We start from the raw sequence: 21509 nt of genomic DNA, 5'->3' as shown, positions 1-21509 counted from the left end.
GCCCGGGCCGGGGGCCCCCCCCCCCCGGGGGGGGGGGGGGCCCCGGGGGGGGGGCCCCCGGGGGGGGGGGGCCCCCCCGGGGGGGGGGGCCCCCCCCCCCCCCCCGCGCCGCCCTCCCCGCCCTGTGCGCCACGCAGATCACCAGCTGGGGCGTCCTCTACTACGCCTTCCCCGTCCTCGTCCCCGCCGTCACGGCGGACACCGGATGGACGCCGGCCGCCACCACCGGGGCCTTCTCCGCCGCCCTGCTCGTGTCGGCGGTCGCCGGTGTACCCATCGGACGCGTCCTCGACGCCCGCGGCCCCCGCGCGGTGATGACCGGTGGCTCCGTCCTCGCCGTCGCGGGGCTGCTCGTGCTCGCGTACGCCCCCGGACTCGCCGGATTCACCGCCGGCTGGCTGCTGGTGGGCGTGGCGATGGCCGCCACCTTCTACCAGCCCGCCTTCGCCGCGCTCACGCGCTGGTGGGGCGAGGAGCGCGTACGGGCCCTGACGGTCGTCACCCTCGCGGGCGGCCTCGCCTCCACCGTCTTCGCCCCCGTGACCGCCGCCCTCGCCGAGCACCTCTCCTGGCGCGCCACCTACGCCGTACTGGCCGCGATTCTCGCCGCCGTCACCGTCCCCGCCCATGCCCTCGCGCTCCGGGGACCCTGGCCGCCGGCGCCCGCGGAGCCCGTCCGGGCGGCGGACGACGCTCCGGGCGCCGTGACGAGAAGCCGTCCCTTCCTCCTGTTGGCAGCCGCGTTCACGCTGTCCGGGTTCGCGATGTACTGCGTGGTCATCGCCCTCGTCCCGCTCCTCATGGGCCGGGGCGTCTCCACCACGGCCGCCGCCTGGGCCCTGGGGCTCGGCGGCGTGGGACAGACCCTCGGCCGCATGCTGTACGGGGCCGTCGCGCGGCGCACCGGCGCCCGCGCCCGGACGGTCGCGTTCCTCGCGGCGGGCGGCGTCACCACCGGCGCGCTCGCGGTGGTCCCCGGGCCGTATCCGCTGCTCGTGGCCCTCGCGGTCGTGGCGGGCACGGTCCGCGGGAACCTGACACTCCTCAAGGCCACCGCCGTCGCCGACCGCTGGGGCACCACCCGCTACGCCCACAGGTCCGCGCTGCTCGCTGCCCCGGTCACCGTCGCCACCGCGCTGGCGCCCTTCGCGGGAACCGCGCTGGCGGGTGTACTCGGCGGCTACGAGAGGCTGTTCGTGCTCCTCGCCGCCGTGTCGGCGCTCGCCGCGGCCCTGGCCCTCGGGACGGGGACGCGCGGCACGGTGCCGCGGCCCCACGGCCGCCGCCTCTCCCCCAAGGGGCAGTCCGTGTGACCGAACCCGCCGCAGGTGCCGGTTGTGGCGGGCCGGGTGCCGGACGCGTCAGTCGTCCTTGTCGTTCCGCTTCTTCTTGTCCTCACGCTCGGCGTCCTTCGCCTCGTCGTCGGCCTCGACCCGGCCGTCGGCGGGCTGCTCGGCCGGCTGTCCGGCGGCGGGGCTCTCGGCGGCGGGGGAGGCGTCCGCGCCGCTGGTGAGGGACTCCGAGACCGACGGACCGGGTTCGCCGGTGAGCGGGGTGTCCGCCGGGCTCTCGTCGGGCGAGAACAACGCCATCCCGATCAGCAGGGCAGTCGCGAAGGCAAGCGCTCCCGCCACCACCGCGGTGACCCGGGGCCGGCGCCTGGCGAGCGCCCGCAGCGCGGTGCGTGTGCCGGACGCCGGGGCCGCGCCGGGCAGCATGTACGTGGTCGCGGGGCCGGGTTCAGAGCCGACCGGGCCGGTGGCGGCCGCCGACGGCGTCGCGGTGGGCCGGACGGGCCGGGCGGGCTGCGGCGGAACGGGCTGGGCCGACATGGGCTGCGGCGTGGGCATGGGCTGCGAGCGCCCCTGCCAGGCGTCGGAGGCGAACCAGGCGGCGACCTCGTCCGCGGTCGGCCGGTCCTCCGGCTGCTTCGCCAGCATCACGAGCAGGTAGTTCTGGAACGCGGGCGACAGCCCGATGCCGAGTTCCAGCGGCGGCACGGGCGCCGCGTCGATGTGCTGGTAGAGCGTCGCGGTGGGGGTGTCGGCCTTGAACGGCGGCCGCCCGGTGAGCAGTTGGTACAGGACGCAGCCGAGCGAGTACACGTCCGATGCGGGCTCCGCGGTGCGGCCCAGGGCCCGTTCGGGGGCCAGGTACAGGCTCGTGCCGACGATCTGGCCGGCGGTGGTGAGCGCGGCCGACGGGTCGTCGACGAACCGGGCGATCCCGAAGTCGCCTATTTTCACGACGCCTTCGGTGTCGGACAGGAGGTTCCCCGGCTTGATGTCCCGGTGGACGATGCCCTGCCGGTGCGCGGACACGAGCCCTGCCGCCGCCTGGGCCGCTACCGCCGCGACCCGCTCCGGCGCCAGCGGCCCGCCGTCCGCCAGCTCCTCGGCCAGGCTCCGGCCCTCGACCAGCTCCATCACGAGATAGAAGCGGCCGTCCCACGTCCCGAAGTCGAACACCGAGACGACACCGGGGTGGTTCAGCCGCGCCGCGGTCTGCGCCTCCATGCGGAAGCGGGCCGCCGCGTGCGGGTCGGCGTTCTCCCCGAGGAGCAGCTTGACGGCCACGGGCCGGCCGAGCACCTCGTCGGAGCCCCGCCAGACCTCCCCCATGCCGCCCTGCCCAATGCGGGCATCCAACCGGTATCGATCAGCCACCAGCACCTGCTGCACCAAAACCTCACTCCGGACCTGTCGCGAGCCGCCCTCGGCCTCCGCAAGGAGAAACGGTGAAGGAGTCGGGGCGACCGTAAGCCTAGCCAGCCCGGACGAGTGCCTCGGACGCGCGGGCATTTACGCGACGCGCGAGGCCACCGGAAGAGGCGGCGTGACAACGCCGCAAGAGGCGCGCGAGACACCGGGAGACGCCCACGGCGACGCGTCGGCCGCGAACTCCCGCCCGCCGCACGCAAGATGCCGACGCGCTGACCCGTGGCCTCCTGGTCCGTCATGACGATGAACAGGCCCGCGCCTTGACCGGCCTGGCGGCCGCGAGGGCGCGCGTGGTCTCACGGACAGTGGAGCGAACGGCCGTCCGCCAAGCCGGCGCCCGCCGGCCTCACGCGCTGACGCGGACGAGCGCGAGCGTGATGTTGTCCGGGCCGCCCGCCTCGATCGCCGCCTTCCACAGCTCGAACGCGGCCCGGCCGTCGTCGTGGACCCGCAGGAGGTCGCCGATCGCCTCGTCCGGTACCGGGTCCGTCAGACCGTCGCTGCACACCAGGTAGCGGTTGCCGCCGGACAGCGCCGAGACCGTGACATGGGGGGTGACGGCCCGGAACGCGGGCATGCCGCCGAGTGTCTGTGTCACCGCCGACGTGGTGCGCCGGCCCGGGGGCGGCGGCGGGCTGTCGTCCACGCTCACCTGGCGCAGCCCCTCGCCCGTCGCGTCGTACACCTTGCTGTCGCCGACGTTGAACGTCAGCACCGACTCGGCGAGCAGGACGGCGCCGGCGACGGTGGTCCCCATCATGAACAGGTCCGGCTCGCCGTCGGCGGCCGAGTACACCTCGTGGTTGCAGATCTTCAGGGCATCACGGACGGCCTCCTCGCCGTCCAGCGAGGGGCCGAGCGCGGCGAGGCGCCGGACGACCAGGGCGCTGGCCACCTCGCCGCCGGGTTGCCCGCCGAGCCCGTCGGCGACCGCGACGACGAGCGGACTGCCGAAGGGGAACACCAGGGTCTGGGGGTTCTCGGTCACGGTCCCGCACAGCGTCCACGGGCCGACCACCAGGCTGTCCTCGTTGTGCTCGCGGATCAGCCCGACGTGGCTCAGGGCAGTCACGGCTGTGTACTGCATGGCGATGTCCGCCTCTCCCTGCCGGAAGGCGATGTCCTCGTCTCCATTGTCACGCCGCCGGGGCGGGCGCGGTTTCGTTGCATCAAGAGCGGCGATTGTGCGGATTTCGTTGTTCATCGAGGACTGGACAGTCGATATCGTTGGGCTACGAACCCCCGGCGAAAGAGGCGACGTGTCCGACGAGCAACTGCCCTCCGCCCTCCCCGAGACCCACCGCACCCGCCATCGCCGCCTGCGCGAGCAGGGACGCCTCGACCGCGCGGAGCTCGACGCCGTCCTGGAGGCGGGCTTCCTCTGCCACCTGGGGGTCGTCGTCGACGGAGCGCCCATGGTCGTGCCGACCGTCTACGGCAGCGACGGCCGGCACCTCTACGTCCACGGCTCCGTCGCCGGCCGCAGCCTCGTCGCCTCGCCCGGGGCGGCGGTGTGCGTGACCGTCTCGCACGTGGACGGCCTGGTGCTCGCGCGGTCGGTGTTCGAGCACGGCGTCAACTACCGCAGCGCGATGATCCACGGCGTCCCCCGTCTCGTCACGGACCCGGACGAGAAACTCGCGGGCCTGCGCTGTCTGACCGAGCACGCGACCCCCGGACAGTGGGACTACGCACGCCGGCCCAGCCGCAAGGAACTCGCGGCGACAGCACTGCTGGCCCTCTCCCTGGAAGAGGCGTCGGTCAAGATACGCACCGGTGGCCCCGACGACGGCGACGGCCCCGATGCCTCCCTCGGGATCTGGGCCGGTGTCCTGCCGCTGACCTCCGTATGGGGAGAGCCGGAGGCGGACCCGCTGCTCCCCGACGGCATCGCACCGCCTCCGCACATCACCGCGCGCGCCGGCACCCGCACCGGCTGAGCCGGGCCGCGAAGGGGCCGGCGCACCCACCCCGCGCGGCGACCGCCGCGCGGCCCACGCCCCGCAACGGTCACCCCTCGGCGGCCCACGCCCCGCGACGGTCACCCCTCGGCGACCTGAGCAGCCCGGTCAGTCCCGGTACGACCCCAGGTGATGGACCATCACCCTGTCCAGCCGCGCCGAGCCGCCCTCCGCGAAGACCTCCACGCCCTCGCCGGCCTCGTCCGGGAAGATCTGGTCGGTGATGACGGCCTCCCCCTGTCCGCCGAACACCTCCACGGAGGACCAGTCGACGAGGATGCGCAGCCTGACCTTGCCGTCCTCGGCTTTCAGCGGTGCGCGCTGCACGCCGGGGAAGTCGCTGCTGAAGTCCACCGCTCCGGACCTGGTGCGGTCGACGTACAGCTCCTGGGTCCCGGCGTCGTAGCCGATGACCGTCTCCTGGCCGTTGGCACCGGTGCGGACCTTCAGGCCGAACCGCTCGGCGTCCCGCAGGGAGAACGTGGCGTCGATGTCCAGCGCCTTGCCGTCGGCGCGTCCCCCCGCCAGCCGCACCGAGCCGCCCGTGACCTCCACGCCCTCCGCCGTGACGGCCGGCCCCTGGCGCAGGGACGGGAGCGTCCGCACGGGCCGCTGGGTCAGCCGGACCTTCCCGTCGACCGTGCGCAGCGCCATCTCCCGGGGGATGCTCTGCGCGCTGCGCCACGGCGAGGTGGGGATGCTGTTGCCGTACTGCCAGTTGTTCATCCAGCCGATCATGTGGCGCCTGCCGTCCGGCGCGTTCTCCCACGACACGGCCGCGTAGTAGTCCTTGCCGTGGTCGACCCAGTCCGCGCGCCGTACGGAGGGCACCGCGGGCTCGTCGGCGGCGACGAACCGGTCGGCGATGACGTGTCCCCAGCCCCCGGTGTTCCTGTCGACGAGCTGGATCCGCGCCTGCTTGCCCGCGTGGGCACGCAGGTCGAACGACGCCCAGTCCAGGGCCCCGCTGTCGGAGCCGGTGACGCTCTGCACGACCTTCCCGTCGACGAGCAGATTGACGGCGGTCTCCGTCGAACGGGGCCGTGCCCGGGTGTCGGACAGCATGATGTGGTCGACGTTGATGTGGCCCCAGCCGCCGGTGTTGGCGTCCACGATCTCGATGCGTGCCGTCCGGCCGGCCAGCTCCCGCACGTCCCACGACGCCCAGTTGAGCTCCTCGGTGTTCTTCCCGCTCGCACTGCGCACGACCTTGCCGTCGACGATCAGCCGCACAGCGGTCGGGGCGTCGGAGGAGGAGGCGTGGTTTCCGCCGCCGACCAGGAAGTTGAGGTAGTCCTTGTCGACGGTGAAGTCGGGCGAGGTGAGCGTGCCGGTGGTCGCGTCGCCCCGGAGGAAGGTGTTCACCAGCCCGCCGCCGATCCAGCCGGACACCTGGTGCTGGCCGGGCAGCGTCCCGGCGGCCGGGCCGTCGCCGAACGCCTCGCCCGTGGTGGTCCAGTCCCCGTACCCCTCGCCCTCGAAGTCCGCGAGTACGGTCCCGGCGGGCGGCGGGGGCGGGGTGTCACCAGGGACGGCGGCGGGGTCGTGCGGATGGCGGCCGCCCGCGACCTTGAAGTTGACGTACGGGCTGTCCACGGTGAACGCCGGGGACGTGAGGGTGCCCGTGGCGGCGTCGTCGCCGTGGAAGCTGTCGGCGTACCCGGTGCCCTCGACACCGGTGACTCCCGGCGGCGCGTCCGCGGGCAGCTTCACCGGCCCGTCGCCGAATGCCGTACCGGTCGTCTCCCACATGCCGCTCTCGGAGCCGTAGTCGGACCGCTCGAAGTCCTGCATCACGAGACCGGCCGGCGGCGTGTAGGAGCCGTCGTCGTCGGGGACGAACCGCTTGCCGTCGAAGTCGCCCACGAAGTACTGGGCGGCCGAACCACCGGCGATGCCACCGGGGTTGATGTTGACGACGAGGACCCACTTGATCCGCGAACGATCCCCGTCGACGGGCAGCGGGAACAGGTCCGGGCACTCCCACACACCGCCCACCGCGCCCTGGGGGCCGAAGTCGCTCAGGTGCGTCCAGTGCTTGAGATCCTTGGAGGAGTAGAACCGCACCTTGTGCTCGGTCGACAGGGACACCGTCATCAGCCAGCTCCTGGTGGGAGCGTGCCATTGGACCTTCGGGTCGCGGAACTCCTTCGACCCGATGTCGAGGACCGGGTTCCCCGGGTACTTCGTCCAGGTGCGGCCGCGGTCGGTGCTGTACGCCAGCGACTGGGCCTGCTTGCCGCCGTCCTTGTAGGCGCTGGTGTAGACGGCGACCATGGCGGGGTTCTCCCGGGTGCCGAACCCCGAGGTGTTGTCCCGGTCGACGACCGCGCTGCCGGAGAAGACCATCTCCTCGTCGTCGTGCGGGATGGCGAGCGGCAGCTCCTCCCAGTGCACCAGGTCCTTGCTGACGGCGTGGCCCCAGGACATGTTGCCCCAGGTGTTGCCGCTCGGGTTGTACTGGTAGAAGAGGTGGTACTCGCCCTGGAAGTAGACCAGCCCGTTGGGGTCGTTCATCCAGTTCTTCTCGGGGCTGAAGTGGAACTGCGGCCGGTGGGGCTCGGTGAACGGCGGGCGGTCGGCGGCGAAGGACTGCGGCGCGACGGCGGTCGAGGTCAGGGCACATACGGTGGCCACGGCGGCGAACAGCCGTACGGGGCCACGCCGGACAACACGTCCAGAGCTCATGGTGTCTCCTGTGGTGCGGACCATCCGTGGCACGGAGCGCCGCGATGCGATGGGGGTACGCCGCGGTGCGGGGAGGTCCGCCGGGTCGGGGATCCCGTTGCCGAACCGGAGGAAGCGAGTCGGCAACGCGGGTGTGTCATCGCTGACATGTGTCAGCGATGACACCGGCTGAGCAGAGATGATGGGCGTGGCGTCACGGGCGCGTCAACGGCCCGGACGGAAATCGCTCCGGCGGGAACGGGCGGGAAACGGGCCCGGACGACCCGGAATCGGGCCGGGACTACGCGGAATCGGGGCCCGAGGGCGACCCTGGAACGGGCCGGGAGAGAGCCCGGGAACGTCTACGCGTACGCGCTACTCGGCGGCGGCGGCGGAGGCGGCGACGGAGGCGGAGGCGGAGGCAGAGGCGACGGCGGCGTCCGGCGTCAACTGGTGCGCCCACGGCGGATTGGGACCCGCGACCGCGCAGGTCAGGGCGGCCACCCGGACGGCGAAGGCGCACGCCTCGGCGACGTCCTCGACCCGCAGGCCGTCCAGCCGCCCCCCGAGGAGCCCCCGGGAGCCGAGGTGGTGGAGGAACCCCGCCGTGAACGAGTCGCCCGCGCCCACGGTGTCGACCACCCGCGCGGCCGGCGCGGGCACGGTGATCCGTTCCCCGTCCAGCGACGCCAGGGCGCCCCGAGAGCCTCGCGTCACGACGACCAGCCGCACTCCGGCCATGTGCCAGGCGTCGCAGGCGCGTTCGGGGTCCGTTCCCGGCAGCAGCAGCTCCAGGTCCTCCTCGCTGAGCCGGAGGATGTCGGCGACGGCGCACCAGTCGGGCAGCCGCCGCCGGTACACGTCCGGGTCGACCAGCAGTGGCCGCACGTTGGGGTCGACGGAGACGGTCGCCGTCGCGGCCGCCCGCGCGAGGAACTCCTCGACCGCGGGCGCGCCCGGATCGCGTACCAGCGCCAGGGACCCCGAGTGCAGGCAGGCGGTGCCGTCCAGGCCGGTCGCCGCCAGCTCGGCGCGTGTCCACTGCCAGTCGGCGGTGCCCTCGGCGTGGAAGGAGTACGCCGCCTGGCCCTGGCCGTCCAGTTCGGCGACGGCCAGGGTGCTGGGCTCGGCCGCCCGTATCGCGCCGGACAGGTCGACGCCGGAGGCTTCCAGGTGGGAGCGGAAGAGCCGGCCGAAGACGTCCTCGGAGAGCCGGGTGAGGAAACGGGCCGGAGTGCCGAGGCGGGCGAGGGCGACGGCCGTGTTGGCGGGGCCGCCGCCCGGCAGGACGCGCAGGGAGAGTTCGTCCGGGGCGGACGAGGGCGAGGTGAAGGCGTCGGCGACGCATTCACCCAGGACAGTGACCTGTTGCGGGCGCATGGCTGCTTCTCTCTTCGGGAGGCGGGCGTGCGGGGAGGGCCGTGCCGCTCGGCCGGCCGGGGATTCGGCACCACTGCGTACGTTGCCGATTTGTGACGGTCCCAAGGCATTGACGTTGCCGGGAAGCGGAGTCCATCATCCTCGGCAAGCGGTGTCAACGATGACATAAGTCAACGTTGGCACCGCCGCCAACAGCGTTCGTCCCTCCTTCCGGAGCCCACACTCCGCCGCACCGCAGCTTGCCGCGCCATCGCCACCAGGTCCCGGCCGCGCTCGCCCGAACCCGCAGGGAGTCGTCCCATGTCCCGCAGCATCCGCACCGTTTCCGGCCTCGCCCGAGTGACCGCCTGCGCCGCCGTGGCGGCCCTGTCCCTGACGGCCTGCGGCTCCGGTTCCGGTGCCCAGGGCGGAGGCGGCGGCCAGGTGAAGGTCGGCCTGATCACCAAGACCGACACCAACCCGTTCTTCGTGAAGATGAAGGAGGGCGCGGAGCAGGCGGCGAAGAAGAGCGGTGTCGAACTGGTCAGCGCGGCCGGAAAGTTCGACGGGGACAACGCGGGCCAGGTCACCGCCGTGGAGAACATGGTGGCGTCCGGCGTGAAGGGCATCCTCATCACGCCGAACGACTCGAAGGCGATCGTCCCCGCGCTGGAGAAGGCCCGTGCCAAGGGCATCCTCGTCATCGCCCTCGACAGCCCGACCGAGCCGCAGGACGCCACGGACGCCCTCTTCGCCACCGACAACCTCAAGGCGGGCGAGCTGATCGGCGCGTACGCCAAGGCGGCGATGGCGGGCAAGCCGGCGAAGATCGCGATGCTGGACCTGGCGCCGGGCGTGGCCGTGGGCGTCCAGCGCCACAACGGGTTCCTCAAGGGCTTCGGCATCGCCGAGGGCGACCCGGCCGTCGTGTGCGCCCAGGACACCGGCGGCGACCAGGCCAAGGGCCAGACGGCCATGGAGAACTGCCTGCAGAAGGCGCCCGACGTCAACGTCGTCTACACGATCAACGAGCCGGCCGCGCTCGGCGCGTACACCGCGCTCAAGGCCAAGGGCCTGGAGAAGAAGGTCCTGGTCGTCTCCGTCGACGGCGGCTGCACCGGCACGCGGGCGGTCAAGGAGGGGAAGATCGCGGCGACTTCGCAGCAGTACCCGCTGAAGATGGCGGCGCAGGGGGTGCAGGCCGTCGCCGACTTCGCGAAGAACGGGAAGAAGGCGGCCGGCTACACGGACACCGGCGTCACGCTCGTGACGGACAAGCAGCAGGCGGGCGTCGAGGCGAAGGACACGGCGTTCGGCCTGGAGAACTGCTGGGGCTAGCCCCAGCACCCCGGGCGCGCCGGGGTCCGCCGGCCCCGCGCGGGCCGGCGCCCGCCGGCGAGGGCCGCTCCGCCCGCGGCGCGGCCCGCCCGCAGCCGGACCCCGCTGTGCCTCCGCCGGACCCCGTCGGGCCGCGCCCCCCGCCCGGCGGGTCGCCGCCTCCGTACCCACCCACTGGCAAGGATCACGATGACGGCCACATCCACCGCCACCCCGCCCACACCCACGCCGACCGCCTACGCCCAGCTCAAAGGGCCGACCGCCGTCCGCCGGCTGCTCATGGCGCCCACCGCCGGGCCCCTCGCGGCGCTCGTGCTGGCCTGCGTCTTCTTCTCCTTCTCCACCGAGCAGTTCCTCACCGGCGGGAACTTCTCCCTGATCGTGCAGCAGGTCATGGTCGTGGGCACGCTCGCCATCGGCCAGACCCTGATCATCCTGACGGCCGGTATCGACCTCTCGTGCGGTGCGGTCATGGCGTTCGGCAGCATCGTCATCGCCAAAATGGCCGCGGAGGGCTCCCTGTCCCCCCTCGCGGCCATCGCCCTCGGCCTGGTCGTCTGCGGAGGGTTCGGCCTGGTCAACGGCCTGCTGGTGCAGCTGATCCCGCTGCCGCCGTTCATCGTCACGCTCGGCATGCTGAACGTGGCGTTCGCCCTGACCCACATCTACTCGGCGGAGCAGACGGTCACCGACCTGCCCGCCCCGCTCACCGCCCTCGGCGAGACGTTTCCCCTGGGCCACACGGACATCACGTACGGCTCGCTCGTCACCATCGGCCTGTTCCTGCTCTTCGCGTACGCGCTCAGCAGCACGTCCTGGGGCCGGCACGTGTACGCGCTCGGCAACAGCCCCGAGGCCGCCCGGCTCAACGGCATCCGCACCTCCCGGCTGACCGTCGGCATCTACACCCTGGCCGGGCTCGTCTACGGCATCGCCGCCCTGCTGCTGATCTCCCGCACCGGCGTCGGCGACCCGCAGGCCGGACAGACCGACAACCTGGACAGCATCACCGCCGTCGTGCTCGGCGGCACCAGCCTCTTCGGCGGACGCGGCGCCGTCCTCGGCACGTTCATCGGCGTCCTCATCGTCGGTGTCTTCCGCAACGGCCTCCAGCTCATGGGCGTCGCCTCGATCTACCAGACCCTGATCACCGGCGCGCTGGTGATCCTGGCCGTGACCGTCGACCAGATCTCCCGGAAGAAGGCCCGATGAACACGACCACGCCCGTGCTCCAGGCCCGCGGCCTGGTCAAGCGCTACGGCCATGTCACCGCCATCGACGGCGCCGACTTCGACCTGCTGCCCGGCGAGGTCCTGGCCGTCATCGGCGACAACGGCGCCGGCAAGACGAGCCTGATCAAGGCGCTCACCGGCGCGCTCACCCCCGACGAGGGCGAGATACGGCTGAACGGCGAGCCCATCCGGTTCACCGGCCCGCAGAGCGCCCGGCAGCACGGCATCGAGACCGTCTACCAGGACCTGGCCGTCGCCGCCTCGATGGACATCGCGTCCAACATGTTCCTCGGGCGCGAACTGCGCCGGCCCGGCTTCCTCGGCAGCGTCCTGCGTATGCTCGACAAGAAGCGGATGCGGCAGGAGGCAGCGGCCCACATGGCCGACCTCAAGATCGGTCTGCGGTCGCTGACCCAGCCGGTGGAGACGCTCTCCGGCGGCCAGCGGCAGGCGGTGGCGGTCGCGCGGTCCGTGGCCTGGGCCCGCAGCGTCGTGGTGATGGACGAGCCGACGGCCGCGCTGGGCGTCAAGGAGTCCGGCCAGGTACTCGACCTGATCCGCCGGGTCCGCGACAAGGGCATGCCCGTGGTCCTGATCAGCCACAACATGCCGCACGTCTTCGAGATCGCCGACCGCATCCACGTCCACCGGCTCGGCCGGCGCGAGGCGCTGATCAAGCCGTCCGACTACTCGATGGCCGAGGTCGTCGCCATCATGACGGGGGCACTGAGCGTGCGGGAGGGCGGCGGTACTGTCGTGGCGGACACCGATGCCGCCAAGGCGGCCGGAGTCTCCGCCCACTGACGCAGCACCCCGCCGGGGGACCCGGCCCGCCCCGGCCGGGACCACCGGGCCGCACACACAGGAACGGTGACACATGGCCGCGACACGACGCCCGACCCTCGCCGATGTGGCCCGCGAGGTGGGCGTCAGCGCCAAGACGGTCTCCCGCGTGCTCAACGAGGACGGGCCGAGTTCCCCGCAGACCAGGGAGCGGGTGCTCGCCGCCGTGGCGAAGCTGGGCTTCCAGCCGAACCTGATGGCCCGCAACATCCGTGTCGGCGGCCCCGACACCACCATCGGCCTGATCGTCCCGGACCTGGGCAACCCGTTCTTCGGCACGGTCGCGGGCGGGATCGAGGACACGGTACGGGACCGGGGACTGACGCTCCTGATGGGATCGTCCGCCGACGACCCCGCGCGCGAACGGACCCTGATCGAGACGTTCCTCGCGCGGCGCGTCAGTGTGCTGATGGTCGCGCCGGCGTTCGGGGCCGATCACACCTACCTGAAGGCGCAGCGCGCGGCCGGCCTCCCCGTCGTCTTCCTCGACCGCCCGGGCGTCGGCCTGTCCGCCGACTGCGTCGTCAGCTCGAACCGGTCCGGCGCGCAGGAGGGCGTCGCGCACCTCGTCGAACGCGGCCACCGGCGCATCGGGTTCGTCGGTGACCTGCCCACGAGGCTGTACACCCGACGCGAGCGCCTCGCCGGATACCGCGCCGCCCTGGAGGACGCGGGCATCGCCTACGACCGCGCGCTGGTGACCGGTGCCCACGACCAGGGCACGGCGGCGGCGGTCACGACCCGCCTGCTGTCCCTGCCGGAGCCCCCCACCGCGCTCTTCGCGGGCAACAACATCATGGCGCTCGGGGTCGTGGCGGAACTGGCCCGTACCGGCCGCCGGGACATCGCCCTCGTCACCTTCGACGACCTGCCGCTGGCCGAGGTACTGGAGCCGGCCCTGACGGTGGTGGCCCAGAACCCCGCCGCTCTGGGCACGGCGGCGGCCACGACGGCCCTGACCCGCCTGGACGGCGACCGCACCCGCGCCCGCACGGTCACCATCCCGACCCGCCTGATCCCCCGCGGCTCGGGCGAACTGCCGGTCCCGCGCGGCTGATCCGTCTCCCGGCGGGCCCGTCAATCAGCCCCTGTCGCAGCCGGTCGTACGCCGATGAGGTCCAGGAGACCGATCGGCACCTGCCGCAGGGCGGGCGCCAACCCCTCCTGAACAGTTCTGCTTTCGGGTGGTAGGAAAAGGCGAAGTGCTTCGGGGCGGTGGCGGCACGGCAGCGATGCTGGACCCGCAGCCCTCGCAGGTCACCGCCGGACCAGGTCGCCGAGGCCGCGGCATAGGCGAGTTCGCCGACCGGCTGCATGTGCACGAGCAGCGCCAGGGGCGCGAGGACGGTGATCATCAGCTTCACGACGACCCAGTAGTAGCGGGCCAGGCCCCATGTCGTTCCGAGGGCGCAGGTCACTCCGGTCAGCGGCGACGCCAGACACAGGGGCACGACGGCGAACCAGCCGACCGGCTCCAGCGCGACGTAGACGGACCGCACCGTCCGACCGTCCTTGCTCACGAGACCGGGTCGGCCAGAGCCAGGAAGGCGGCGACCGCGCCGAACCACCCCAGCGAGGCGGTGATGTGCGCGGTGAGGGCGAGCCTGCGCCCGCGCGGCGACATGACGGTCACCCGTGGCTCCTCATGCCGCCACCGGCGAGGTGCAGCACCACGAACGTCACGACCAGGGCGACGCCGATCAGCATGGCAACCGCAGGCTCGTCGCCGTCACCCTGTCGGGGCTGCGGGCCGCGGCCGACTCCCGGGGCGCGTAAGGCAGATGAGGCGAAAGCTCAGCAGCAGTCGCATCCGTTGCGGCAGCCGCACCCGTCCGCCTCGACCGCGCCGGCACCCGCCGCAGCGGTGGCGGACGACGGAGCACAACAGCCCTTGCCCTGCCAGGCGTCACGGCCTTCCTTGACCGCGACGGCCGCGATCACGAGCGCGGCAAAGGGGTCGGCCCAGGACCAGCCGAGCGTGGCGTTCAGGACCAGGCCGACGAGCAGGACGGCCGACAGATAGGTGCACAGGAGCGTCTGCTTGGAGTCGGCGACCGCGGACGCGGAGCCCAGTTCCCGCCCCGCGCGGCGCTGCGCGGCGGACAGCAACGGCATCACGGCCAAGGAGAGCGCGGCGATGACGATGCCGGGAAGGGACGGTTCGGCTTCACCGGTGCCGGCCAGGGCTCGGACGGCGTCCACGGAGACGTAGGCGGCGAGCGCGAAGAACGAGACGGCGATGATCCGCAGGGCGGTCCGCTCCCGCGCGTCCCGCAGAGCGTGGTCGCGGGCGGAGAACTGCCAGGCGACCGCGGCCGCGGAGGAGACCTCGATGACGGAGTCCAGGCCGAAGCCGATCAGCGCGGTGGAGGAGGCGATCGTCCCGGCCGTGATGGCGACGATCGCCTCGATGACGTTGTAGGCGATGGTCGCCGTGACCAGCAGCCGTATGCGCTTGGCGAGGACGTCACGGCGGGCCGGGGACGCCCCGAGGGATATCGCGGTCACCTCAGCAGCACCCCTTCTCGTCGGCATCGGCACAGCTCTTGCCCGCCTCGACGGCCACCACGGCGGTACGCAGGTCGTCCAGCGCGTGTCCGAGGCGTTCGTCGGCGAGCTCGTACCGCGTACGGCGCCCGTCGGGCACGGTGACGACCAGCCCGCAGTCGCGCAGGCACGCGAGGTGATTCGACAGCCGGGTGCGCGAGATGCCTAGCGCGTCGGCGAGATCGGAGGGGTACGAAGGGGCTTCGCGCAGGGCGATCAGGATCCGGCACCGAATCGGGTCGGCCAGGGCCCGGCCGAACCGGGTGAGGGCGTCGAGATCGGTCGCGAGGCTCAGCATGGGCAGAACGATACACGGATTCTTGAATCCACGACATCGTGAACTCTCGCGCCGGGTCCTGCCGTGCTTCGCCCAGCCCCGTGCCGGAAGCCCTCCCCGCCGCCTGCGCGGCGGGGAGGGCAACGGCCGTCACCCCAGGGCGCGCCACACCCGCTGGACCCGTGCGAGGTGCAAGGGGTGTGCGAACCGTCCCTGTCCTAGGCGATGTTGTTGAACTTGGTGCCCTCGCCCGCGTACAGGGTGGTCGTCTGCCGACTGAACGGGGCCGTCGCCGAGCCGGTCGAGCGGTAGACGTACGTGCCGTTCGCGCCGTAGGCGATCAGGTCGGGGCGGCCGTCGGCTGTGGCGTCGCCGGCGCCGACGAGGTGGGAGAAGCTGTTCCAGCCGCCGCCGATCCTGACGCGGGCGGTGAAGTTGCCTGTGCCGTTGCCCTGGTAGAGCCACAGGACGCCGGCGGTGTCGCGGGCGACGAGGTCGCCGGCCGCGCCGCCCGCGATGTTGCCGACGGCGGTGATCTGGTTGTAGATCTGCCAGCCGCCGCCGACCCGGGTGCGGGCGGCGAACGGGGCGGACGAGCTGCCGGTGCCCTTGTAGAGCCACAGGACACCGGAGGTGTCGGTGGCGAGGAGGTCGGGGCGTCCGTCGCCCGTGAGGTCGCTGCCACCGGTGATCTTGTTGTAGATCTGCCAGCCGGGGCCGACCTTGATGCGGGTCGCGAAGGTGCCGTCGCCCTTGCCCAGGTACATCCAGAGGACGCCCGCGGTGTCGCGGGCGACGAGGTCACCCGTCGGGACGCCGGCGAGGTTCCCCGCGGCCTCGATCTGGTTGTAGACCTGCCAACCGGCCCCGATCTTCGTCCGCTTGGCGGTGGTGACCTGGTTGTCCGACGGCCAGTCGAATAGGTCGTCCCGCCACAGCGCACCCGAGGCGTCCCGGGCGAGGACGTCCGTCGAGCCGTTGTCGTTGTAGTCGTGCGGGTTGGCCTGGCGCGAGACCTGGAAGCTCCCCGAGGCGGTCGCCGGACCGCCCGTACCGTCGGTCGGGGTGGCGGTGATGCCCCAGGTGTAGGCGCCGTTGGGGGCGCTGATGCCGTCCAGGACGCCGTCCCACGTGAAGGCGAAGCGGCTGTCGGAGGCGGGCTGGGACAGGTGCTTGGTGAACTTCCTGCTGGTGGCCGTGTGCGTGAGCGTGAGGTCCACGGTGGCGTTCGCGCGGGACAGGGTCCACTCCATCGGGACCGTGGTGCCCGCCTTCTCCAGGTTCACCGCGCCGGGGACGTTCGACTCGGTCACCTGGACGGCCATGACCCGGCCCGTGTCCGCCACGAGCGTGACGTCCGGGCGGGCGCCGTCGGCCCCGGGCCGGATCCGGAACAGCCCGTCGCCGGCACCAGTGAAGCCGCGCACGAACACGGCCCCGTCCGGGGCGTGGGCCACGCTGGAGAAATTGTCCAGGAGCTTGTACGGAGCAGCGGTGGTGTCGGTGAGGCTCCGCGCGTACAGCGGGCTCGGCGTCTCCCCGGCGGTGGTGCCCGGGACGCCGTAGAGGAGCACGTCCCCGACGATGCCGGCGATGACGACGCCGCTCATGGAGCTGTCCATGGGGAACCGCTTGCCGTTGGAGACGACGATCTCGGTGCCCCCGGCCAGCGGGTACTGGACCCATGCCTTGTAGTCGGCGGTGTAGGCGCCCGTCGAGTTCTGGTTCCATGGGCCGGTGCCCGACGACCCGCCCCAGTCGATGACCGCGCCGCTGTTGACGTTCGTGCTCGCCGTCCACCACGTGGTCCGGAAGCCCGCCCCCGAGTACACCCGCTCGCTGCCCAGGACGATGAGGTCGTAGCCGGTGGAGGCGACGACCTTGTAGTCCAGGTTGCGGGTGCGGGACGAGAGCTTCGTCTTCTTGGCGATCCCGTTGACGCGGGCGAGCTGCCACAGCTCGTGGTAGTCCTCGGTGGTCGGAACGCTCACGAAGAGGTTCTCGCCGACCACCCCGACCAGCTTCGACCCGGGCTTGAACTCGGACGCGAGGTTGAAGTACGTGGACCAGGTGGCGCCGGCCTTCATGTCCCGCAGGAAGACCATGCTGCCGCCGTCGCTGGTCACGACGATGTCGGAGTTGCTGTCGTGGCCCATGGTGCCGGTGTTGATCGGCAGCACCGAGCCGTCGGCGTACTTGTACCACTCCAGGACGGTGTTGCCGGAGTCGTCCTTCCGGGACGTGAGGTAGCCGGTGTCGCCGGTGCTGACGATTTCGGCGCCGAGCGGCAGATTCGCCTCGTCGGTGGCGGTGGCGGTGGCGCTGGTGGCGGCCCCGGTCACGGCAGCCGGAGCGGCCACGGCCCCGGGTGAGGCCAGGCCGCCGGCACCGACCGTCACGGCGAGAACGGTGGCGACGGAGGCGCCGAGACGGCGTCGGGTGGTGCGTACGGAAGCCAAGGAAGTCCCTCCTGATGAGCCGAGCGGTACGTACACCGGTGCGTACCGCTCGATCAGACGTGCGATGAGGGAGGGTGGTTGTACGTGTTGCGGGTCAGGCCTTCTTGATCTCCCAGAAGCGAAAGACGGTCGACGCGTCCAGGGTCCACTCCAGGCCGGTGATGTCGCGGTAGGCCACCGCGTACTGCTTGCCCTGCCAGAGCGGCAGGATGGGCAGGTCCGCCGCGACCAGGTCCTGGAGTTCCCCGTACTGCTGCTCGGTGGCGGCCCGGTCGGCGACGGCGGCGGTCCGGGGGAGGATCGAGCCGGTGATCCTCTTGTTCTGGTAGTTGTTGCCGAGGACGTTGTCCGGGCCGAAGAAGGGCTGGGTGAAGTTGTCGGGGTCGGGGTAGTCGGGGATCCAGCCCTTCGCGTAGACGCCGTACTTCCCGGCCGCGATGTCCTTCTCGTACTGCTCGAATCCGACCGACTCGACCGTCGCATCGAACAGGCCGCTCTCGTTGAGCTGCTGGGCGATCGCCTTGAACTCCTGGTCGGTCGCGGGGCCGTAGCGGCTCGGCGTGGACCAGAGGGTGAGCTTCACCTTGTCGTCGATGCCGGCGGAGCGCAGCGCCTGCTTCGCCCGGAGCGGCTGCGGAGTGCCGCCGTACAGGTCGAAGAAGGCGGTGTTGTGGCCGGTGATGCCGGCCGGGACGATCGAGTACAGCGGGGTTGCCGTGGACTGGTAGACGTCCCGGACCAGGGCGTCGCGGTCGATGAGATACGCGATGGCCTTGCGCACCCCGAGCTTGCCGACGACCGGGTCGTCGAGGTTGAAGACCAGGTGATGCACCTCTGCGCTGGTGCCCTCGATGACGTCGATCCCCTGGGCGTCGGCCGACGCCGAGCCCTGGAGCTCGGATATGTCGTCCGCGGCCAGTCCTCGGTAGGCGATGTCGACCCGCCCCTCGCCGAGCGCCGATGCCAGCGCCTTCTGGTCGCTGTGGAAGAGCTTGAGGGTGATGCCCGAGTTCTGCGCCTTGGCGGTGCCCCGGTAGTCGGAGTTGAGCGAGAAGACCGCCTCGTCCTTGCCGTACGAGTCGAGCTTGTACGGCCCCGAGCCGACTGCCTTGCCGTCGGTGCGCAGCGCGTCGGCCTCGTACTCACGGTGGTCGACGATGGAGCCGGCGCCCGAGGCGATCTTGCTCGGGAACGTGGCGTCGGGGACCTTGAGCCTGAAGACGACCGTCTTCGCGTCCGGCGTCTCGATCTTGCCGATGGTGGAGAGCAGCGGCATGGGTCCCGCGTCGCTGGCGATCTTCCGCACACGCTCGAAGGAGAACTTCACATCCTTCGACGTCAGAGGGTTGCCATTGCTGAACGTCAGACCGTCGCGCAGTGTGCAGCGGTAGACCGTGCTGCCACCCTCGTCGAAGGTGCAGCGCTCGGCCGCCTCCGGCTGTGGGGTGGAGCTGCCCTTGGGGAAGCTGAGCAGCGACTGGAAGACGTTGTTGAACAGCAGCCAGGAACCGGGGTCGTAGCCTGCCGCCGGATCAGTGGCGAGGACCTCGTCCGACATTCCGATGACCAGCGAGCCGCTGCCGTCGGAACCGGCACCGCCCTCCTGGTCACCGCAGCCGCTCAACAGGCCGGCCGCCAGCCCCGCCGCGAGCGGGGTGGTCAGCCACTTGTTACGTGCCTTCACAGAACTGTGCCTCTGATTCGCTTGTGCCATGGGGTGGCGATGGCCCCGCCGAATGCTACAAGTCAGAGGGCTCCCCGGCCGAACTCCGATCGGTTGCAGGTGGGAGCTGGAGTTGAGCGCCGAGCCGTGCACGTTGCGGCCGTCCGTAACCGGACAGCCCGGACAGCTGCCCTGGGAACGGTCCGGGTCAATCCTGGTCGCCGTGTCCGTGGGCAGAAGGAAGTCGCGATCGGGCTGGATCAGCTGGTGCGGGCCGCCCGCCAGAAGGGCAAGGAGACGTGTTCTGGCGGCTTCTGCTGCCTCGGCGCCGTCGGCCCTTTCGCCACGCGCCCAGCCTCAGGCGGCGTCGGGGACTCTCACGCGCGCCGCGTGCGGGTGCTGTTCGCGCCATCGGGCGTAGACGGGGGCTGTGGCGCAGGATTTCAGGTAGCCGGTGGCGACGGCGCGCAGGAGGGTGTCGCCGTGGGGGGCGAGAGGGCCGTCACGGTGCCACGCCAGAATGTGGCGGTACCAGAGGGGGTTTCCCGCCAGGGGGCGGACGGCGACGCCGGGCAGTGGCAGGAAGGTGGCCTGGCAGAGGCTGACGGCCAGACCGGCGCGGACCAGTTCGATCAGTTGGCGCCCCTCGGCCTCGTACGGGGTCGAGGGGCGGCGTCCGGCGAGCGCGCAGACGGAGGTCCAGTACTCGCGGGTGCGGTCACCGTCGGGCCGCGGCACCGCCCAGTCGTACTCGGCGAGTTCGGCGAGGGATACGGGCTGATGGGCGGGCGTTCCCCCGGCCAGCCGGTGGGCTGCCGGAAGCAGGGCGAAGACCGGTTCGGTGACCAGCGGGACCAGGACCACCCCGTCACGTGGCGTGAGCTCCTGCTCCGGGTGGTCGCCGAGGACCGCTGCCTCCAGACGGCCCGCGGCCAGCTCGTCGAGGAGGGTGACGGGCGAGTACTGGCAGCGTGACGTCACCTCGGCACCGGGCAGCGACTCCCTTACCGCCAGGACGAGATGGCCGAGCAGAGGGGCGCCGACGGAGCCCACGCGGATGCGGCAGGGGGATCTCAGGTCATGAGCCGCGCGGGCGGTGTCCGCGAGCAGTTCGTCAATGCCCGGCAGGATGGAGCGGGCCTTGGCCAGCACCAGCTCGCCGAAAGGTGTGGGTACCGCCCCCGCCTGCCGCCGTTCGAACAGGGCACCGCCGAGCATGGCCTCGATGCGGCGCAGTTGTGCGCTCAGCCCCGGCTGGGTCATGCGCAGCGAGGCGGCGGCCCGGGTGAGGCTGCCGGCCTCGGCGATCGCGCACACCAGACGCAGGTGCCGTACCTCCAGATCCATGGCGTCGGATGTTATGGAGGAACGACCGCTTTCGGTCAGGGGCTGTCCTCCCTCAATGCTGTGTGAAATGTCACACAGCACTGAGGGCCCGCGTTCGAACCGGGGGCACGGCCGCTCAGGCTGCCTCTGGGAAGTGACAGGCGACCTTCCGCGCCTCGCCCGGTGCGGCGATCCGCAGGAGCGGTGCCTCGGTGCGGCACAGGTCCCGCGCCTTGGGACAGCGCGGGTGGAAGGTGCAGCCGGGCGGGGGCGCGGCCGGGCTCGGCGGGTCGCCCAGGAGCGTGATGCGCTCGCGGGTCCGTTCGGCGGCGGGGTCGGGCAGGGGGACGGCGGAGAGCAGGGCGCGCGTGTAGGGATGGGCGGGGGCCGCGTACACCCGCTCCTTGTCGCCGATCTCGACGATGCGGCCCAGGTACATGACGGCGACGCGGTCGCAGACCCGCTTGACCACCGACAGGTCGTGGGCGATGAAGAGGTAGGCCAGGCCGAGTTCCCGCTGTAGGCGTTCCATCAGGTTGACGATCTGGGCCTGGACGGACACGTCGAGCGCGGAGACCGGTTCATCGGCGACGACGAGCCGGGGGCCGGTGGCCAGCGCGCGGGCGATGCCGATGCGCTGGGCCTGGCCGCCCGAGAATTCGTGGGGATAGCGGTCGACGTGCTCAGGGATGAGACCGACCAGATCCATCAGCTCGACGGCGCGCTGCCGCGCCTCCGCCGCCGAACTGCCCTGCACCATCAGCGGATCGGAGATGATCCTGGCCACGGTCTGCCGTGGGTTGAGTGAGGAGTGCGGGTCCTGGAAGACCATCTGCAGTTCGCGTCGCAGGGGCTTGAGTTCGCGTTGCGAGAGGTGGCTGATGTCCTGGCCGTCGTACGAGATGGAGCCGGCGGTCGGTTCGAGTAGCCGCACGATCATGCGGCCGGTGGTGGACTTGCCGCAGCCGGACTCCCCGACCAGCCCGAGCGTCTCCCCAGCGGCCAGGTCGAAGCCGATGCCGTCGACGGCCCGCACGGGTGCGGTCCCGCGCCGCTTGGCCGGGAAGGCCATCGACACGTTCCGAAGGGAGAGCAGCGGTTGCGGCGCTGCGCTCGT

Annotated in this window: 18 protein-coding genes; 7 read left to right on the top strand and 11 right to left on the bottom strand. The window is 72.0% G+C overall.

Annotation, left to right across the window (positions count from 1 at the left end):
* Positions 1-122: 122 nt before the first annotated feature.
* The gene (locus ACF08N_RS20275) at positions 123-1313 is read left to right on the top strand and encodes an MFS transporter (protein ID WP_392326015.1); all 1191 of its coding nucleotides are present in this window, start codon (positions 123-125) and stop codon (positions 1311-1313) included.
* 48 nt (positions 1314-1361) lie between these two features.
* Here ACF08N_RS20275 and ACF08N_RS20270 read toward each other — a convergent pair whose 3' ends face one another.
* Both ACF08N_RS20270 and ACF08N_RS20265 read right to left on the bottom strand, forming a co-directional pair.
* Entirely contained in the window at positions 1362-2648 is a 1287-nt protein-coding gene (locus ACF08N_RS20270) for a protein kinase (protein WP_392325999.1), read from the bottom strand.
* 418 nt (positions 2649-3066) lie between these two features.
* Entirely contained in the window at positions 3067-3807 is a 741-nt protein-coding gene (locus tag ACF08N_RS20265; protein ID WP_392325998.1) for a PP2C family protein-serine/threonine phosphatase, read from the bottom strand.
* A gap of 172 nt (positions 3808-3979) precedes the next feature.
* Between ACF08N_RS20265 and ACF08N_RS20260 the strand changes: the two genes are divergently transcribed.
* On the top strand, positions 3980-4660 hold the full coding sequence (locus ACF08N_RS20260) for a pyridoxamine 5'-phosphate oxidase family protein (protein ID WP_392325997.1): 681 nt from the start codon (positions 3980-3982) through the stop codon (positions 4658-4660).
* 129 nt (positions 4661-4789) lie between these two features.
* Here ACF08N_RS20260 and ACF08N_RS20255 read toward each other — a convergent pair whose 3' ends face one another.
* Both ACF08N_RS20255 and ACF08N_RS20250 read right to left on the bottom strand, forming a co-directional pair.
* Complete coding sequence (locus tag ACF08N_RS20255) at positions 4790-7369, bottom strand: GH32 C-terminal domain-containing protein (protein WP_392325996.1); 2580 nt, start codon at positions 7367-7369, stop codon at positions 4790-4792.
* A gap of 354 nt (positions 7370-7723) precedes the next feature.
* Positions 7724-8728 carry a carbohydrate kinase gene (locus ACF08N_RS20250; protein WP_392325995.1) on the bottom strand — a complete coding sequence of 335 codons (1005 nt, stop codon included), beginning with the start codon at positions 8726-8728 and terminating at the stop codon, positions 7724-7726.
* A gap of 300 nt (positions 8729-9028) precedes the next feature.
* Here ACF08N_RS20250 and ACF08N_RS20245 point away from each other — a divergent pair, with 300 nt between their 5' ends.
* The 4 genes from ACF08N_RS20245 (at position 9029) to ACF08N_RS20230 (ending at position 13177) form a co-directional block, all read left to right on the top strand.
* Positions 9029-10045, top strand: a complete 1017-nt coding sequence (locus ACF08N_RS20245; protein ID WP_392325994.1) for a sugar ABC transporter substrate-binding protein — start codon at positions 9029-9031, stop codon at positions 10043-10045.
* A gap of 189 nt (positions 10046-10234) precedes the next feature.
* Positions 10235-11257, top strand: coding sequence for an ABC transporter permease (locus ACF08N_RS20240; RefSeq protein WP_392325993.1), 1023 nt, complete (start codon positions 10235-10237; stop codon positions 11255-11257).
* Entirely contained in the window at positions 11254-12081 is an 828-nt protein-coding gene (locus ACF08N_RS20235; RefSeq protein WP_392325992.1) for an ATP-binding cassette domain-containing protein, read from the top strand. The genes ACF08N_RS20240 and ACF08N_RS20235 overlap by 4 nt, the downstream gene beginning before the upstream one ends.
* 73 nt (positions 12082-12154) lie before the next feature.
* Entirely contained in the window at positions 12155-13177 is a 1023-nt protein-coding gene (locus ACF08N_RS20230) for a LacI family DNA-binding transcriptional regulator (RefSeq protein WP_392325991.1), read from the top strand.
* Here the strand turns inward: ACF08N_RS20230 and ACF08N_RS20225 are convergent.
* On the bottom strand, positions 13116-13619 hold the full coding sequence (locus ACF08N_RS20225) for a hypothetical protein (RefSeq protein ID WP_392325990.1): 504 nt from the start codon (positions 13617-13619) through the stop codon (positions 13116-13118). The two genes, ACF08N_RS20230 and ACF08N_RS20225, sit on opposite strands and share 62 nt — an antisense overlap.
* 136 nt (positions 13620-13755) lie before the next feature.
* On the opposite strand from ACF08N_RS20225, the gene ACF08N_RS20220 reads away from it, so the two are divergent.
* A complete protein-coding gene (locus tag ACF08N_RS20220; RefSeq protein ID WP_392325989.1) occupies positions 13756-13896 on the top strand; it encodes a hypothetical protein in 141 nt (46 codons plus the stop codon).
* Between the two features lie 18 nt (positions 13897-13914).
* Here the strand turns inward: ACF08N_RS20220 and ACF08N_RS20215 are convergent, their stop codons facing one another.
* The 6 genes from ACF08N_RS20215 to ACF08N_RS20190 all read right to left on the bottom strand — a co-directional run bounded on the left by ACF08N_RS20215 (position 13915) and on the right by ACF08N_RS20190 (position 21464).
* Positions 13915-14655 carry a cation transporter gene (locus ACF08N_RS20215; protein WP_392325988.1) on the bottom strand — a complete coding sequence of 247 codons (741 nt, stop codon included), beginning with the start codon at positions 14653-14655 and terminating at the stop codon, positions 13915-13917.
* The gene (locus tag ACF08N_RS20210; protein WP_392325987.1) at positions 14630-14965 is read right to left on the bottom strand and encodes an ArsR/SmtB family transcription factor; all 336 of its coding nucleotides are present in this window, start codon (positions 14963-14965) and stop codon (positions 14630-14632) included. The genes ACF08N_RS20215 and ACF08N_RS20210 overlap by 26 nt, the downstream gene beginning before the upstream one ends.
* 197 nt (positions 14966-15162) lie before the next feature.
* Complete coding sequence (locus tag ACF08N_RS20205; protein WP_392325986.1) at positions 15163-17403, bottom strand: FG-GAP repeat domain-containing protein; 2241 nt, start codon at positions 17401-17403, stop codon at positions 15163-15165.
* 94 nt (positions 17404-17497) lie between these two features.
* A complete protein-coding gene (locus tag ACF08N_RS20200; RefSeq protein WP_392325985.1) occupies positions 17498-19087 on the bottom strand; it encodes an ABC transporter substrate-binding protein in 1590 nt (529 codons plus the stop codon).
* 336 nt (positions 19088-19423) lie between these two features.
* Entirely contained in the window at positions 19424-20413 is a 990-nt protein-coding gene (locus tag ACF08N_RS20195; protein ID WP_392325984.1) for a LysR family transcriptional regulator, read from the bottom strand.
* Positions 20414-20528: 115 nt separating this feature from the next.
* Complete coding sequence (locus tag ACF08N_RS20190; RefSeq protein WP_392326014.1) at positions 20529-21464, bottom strand: ABC transporter ATP-binding protein; 936 nt, start codon at positions 21462-21464, stop codon at positions 20529-20531.
* Between the last annotated feature and the right edge of the window lie 45 nt (positions 21465-21509).

Source organism: Streptomyces sp. NPDC015127 (assembly GCF_043080095.1).
Classification (GTDB): domain Bacteria; phylum Actinomycetota; class Actinomycetes; order Streptomycetales; family Streptomycetaceae; genus Streptomyces.
This window is presented reverse-complemented; position numbering and strand designations above follow the sequence as displayed.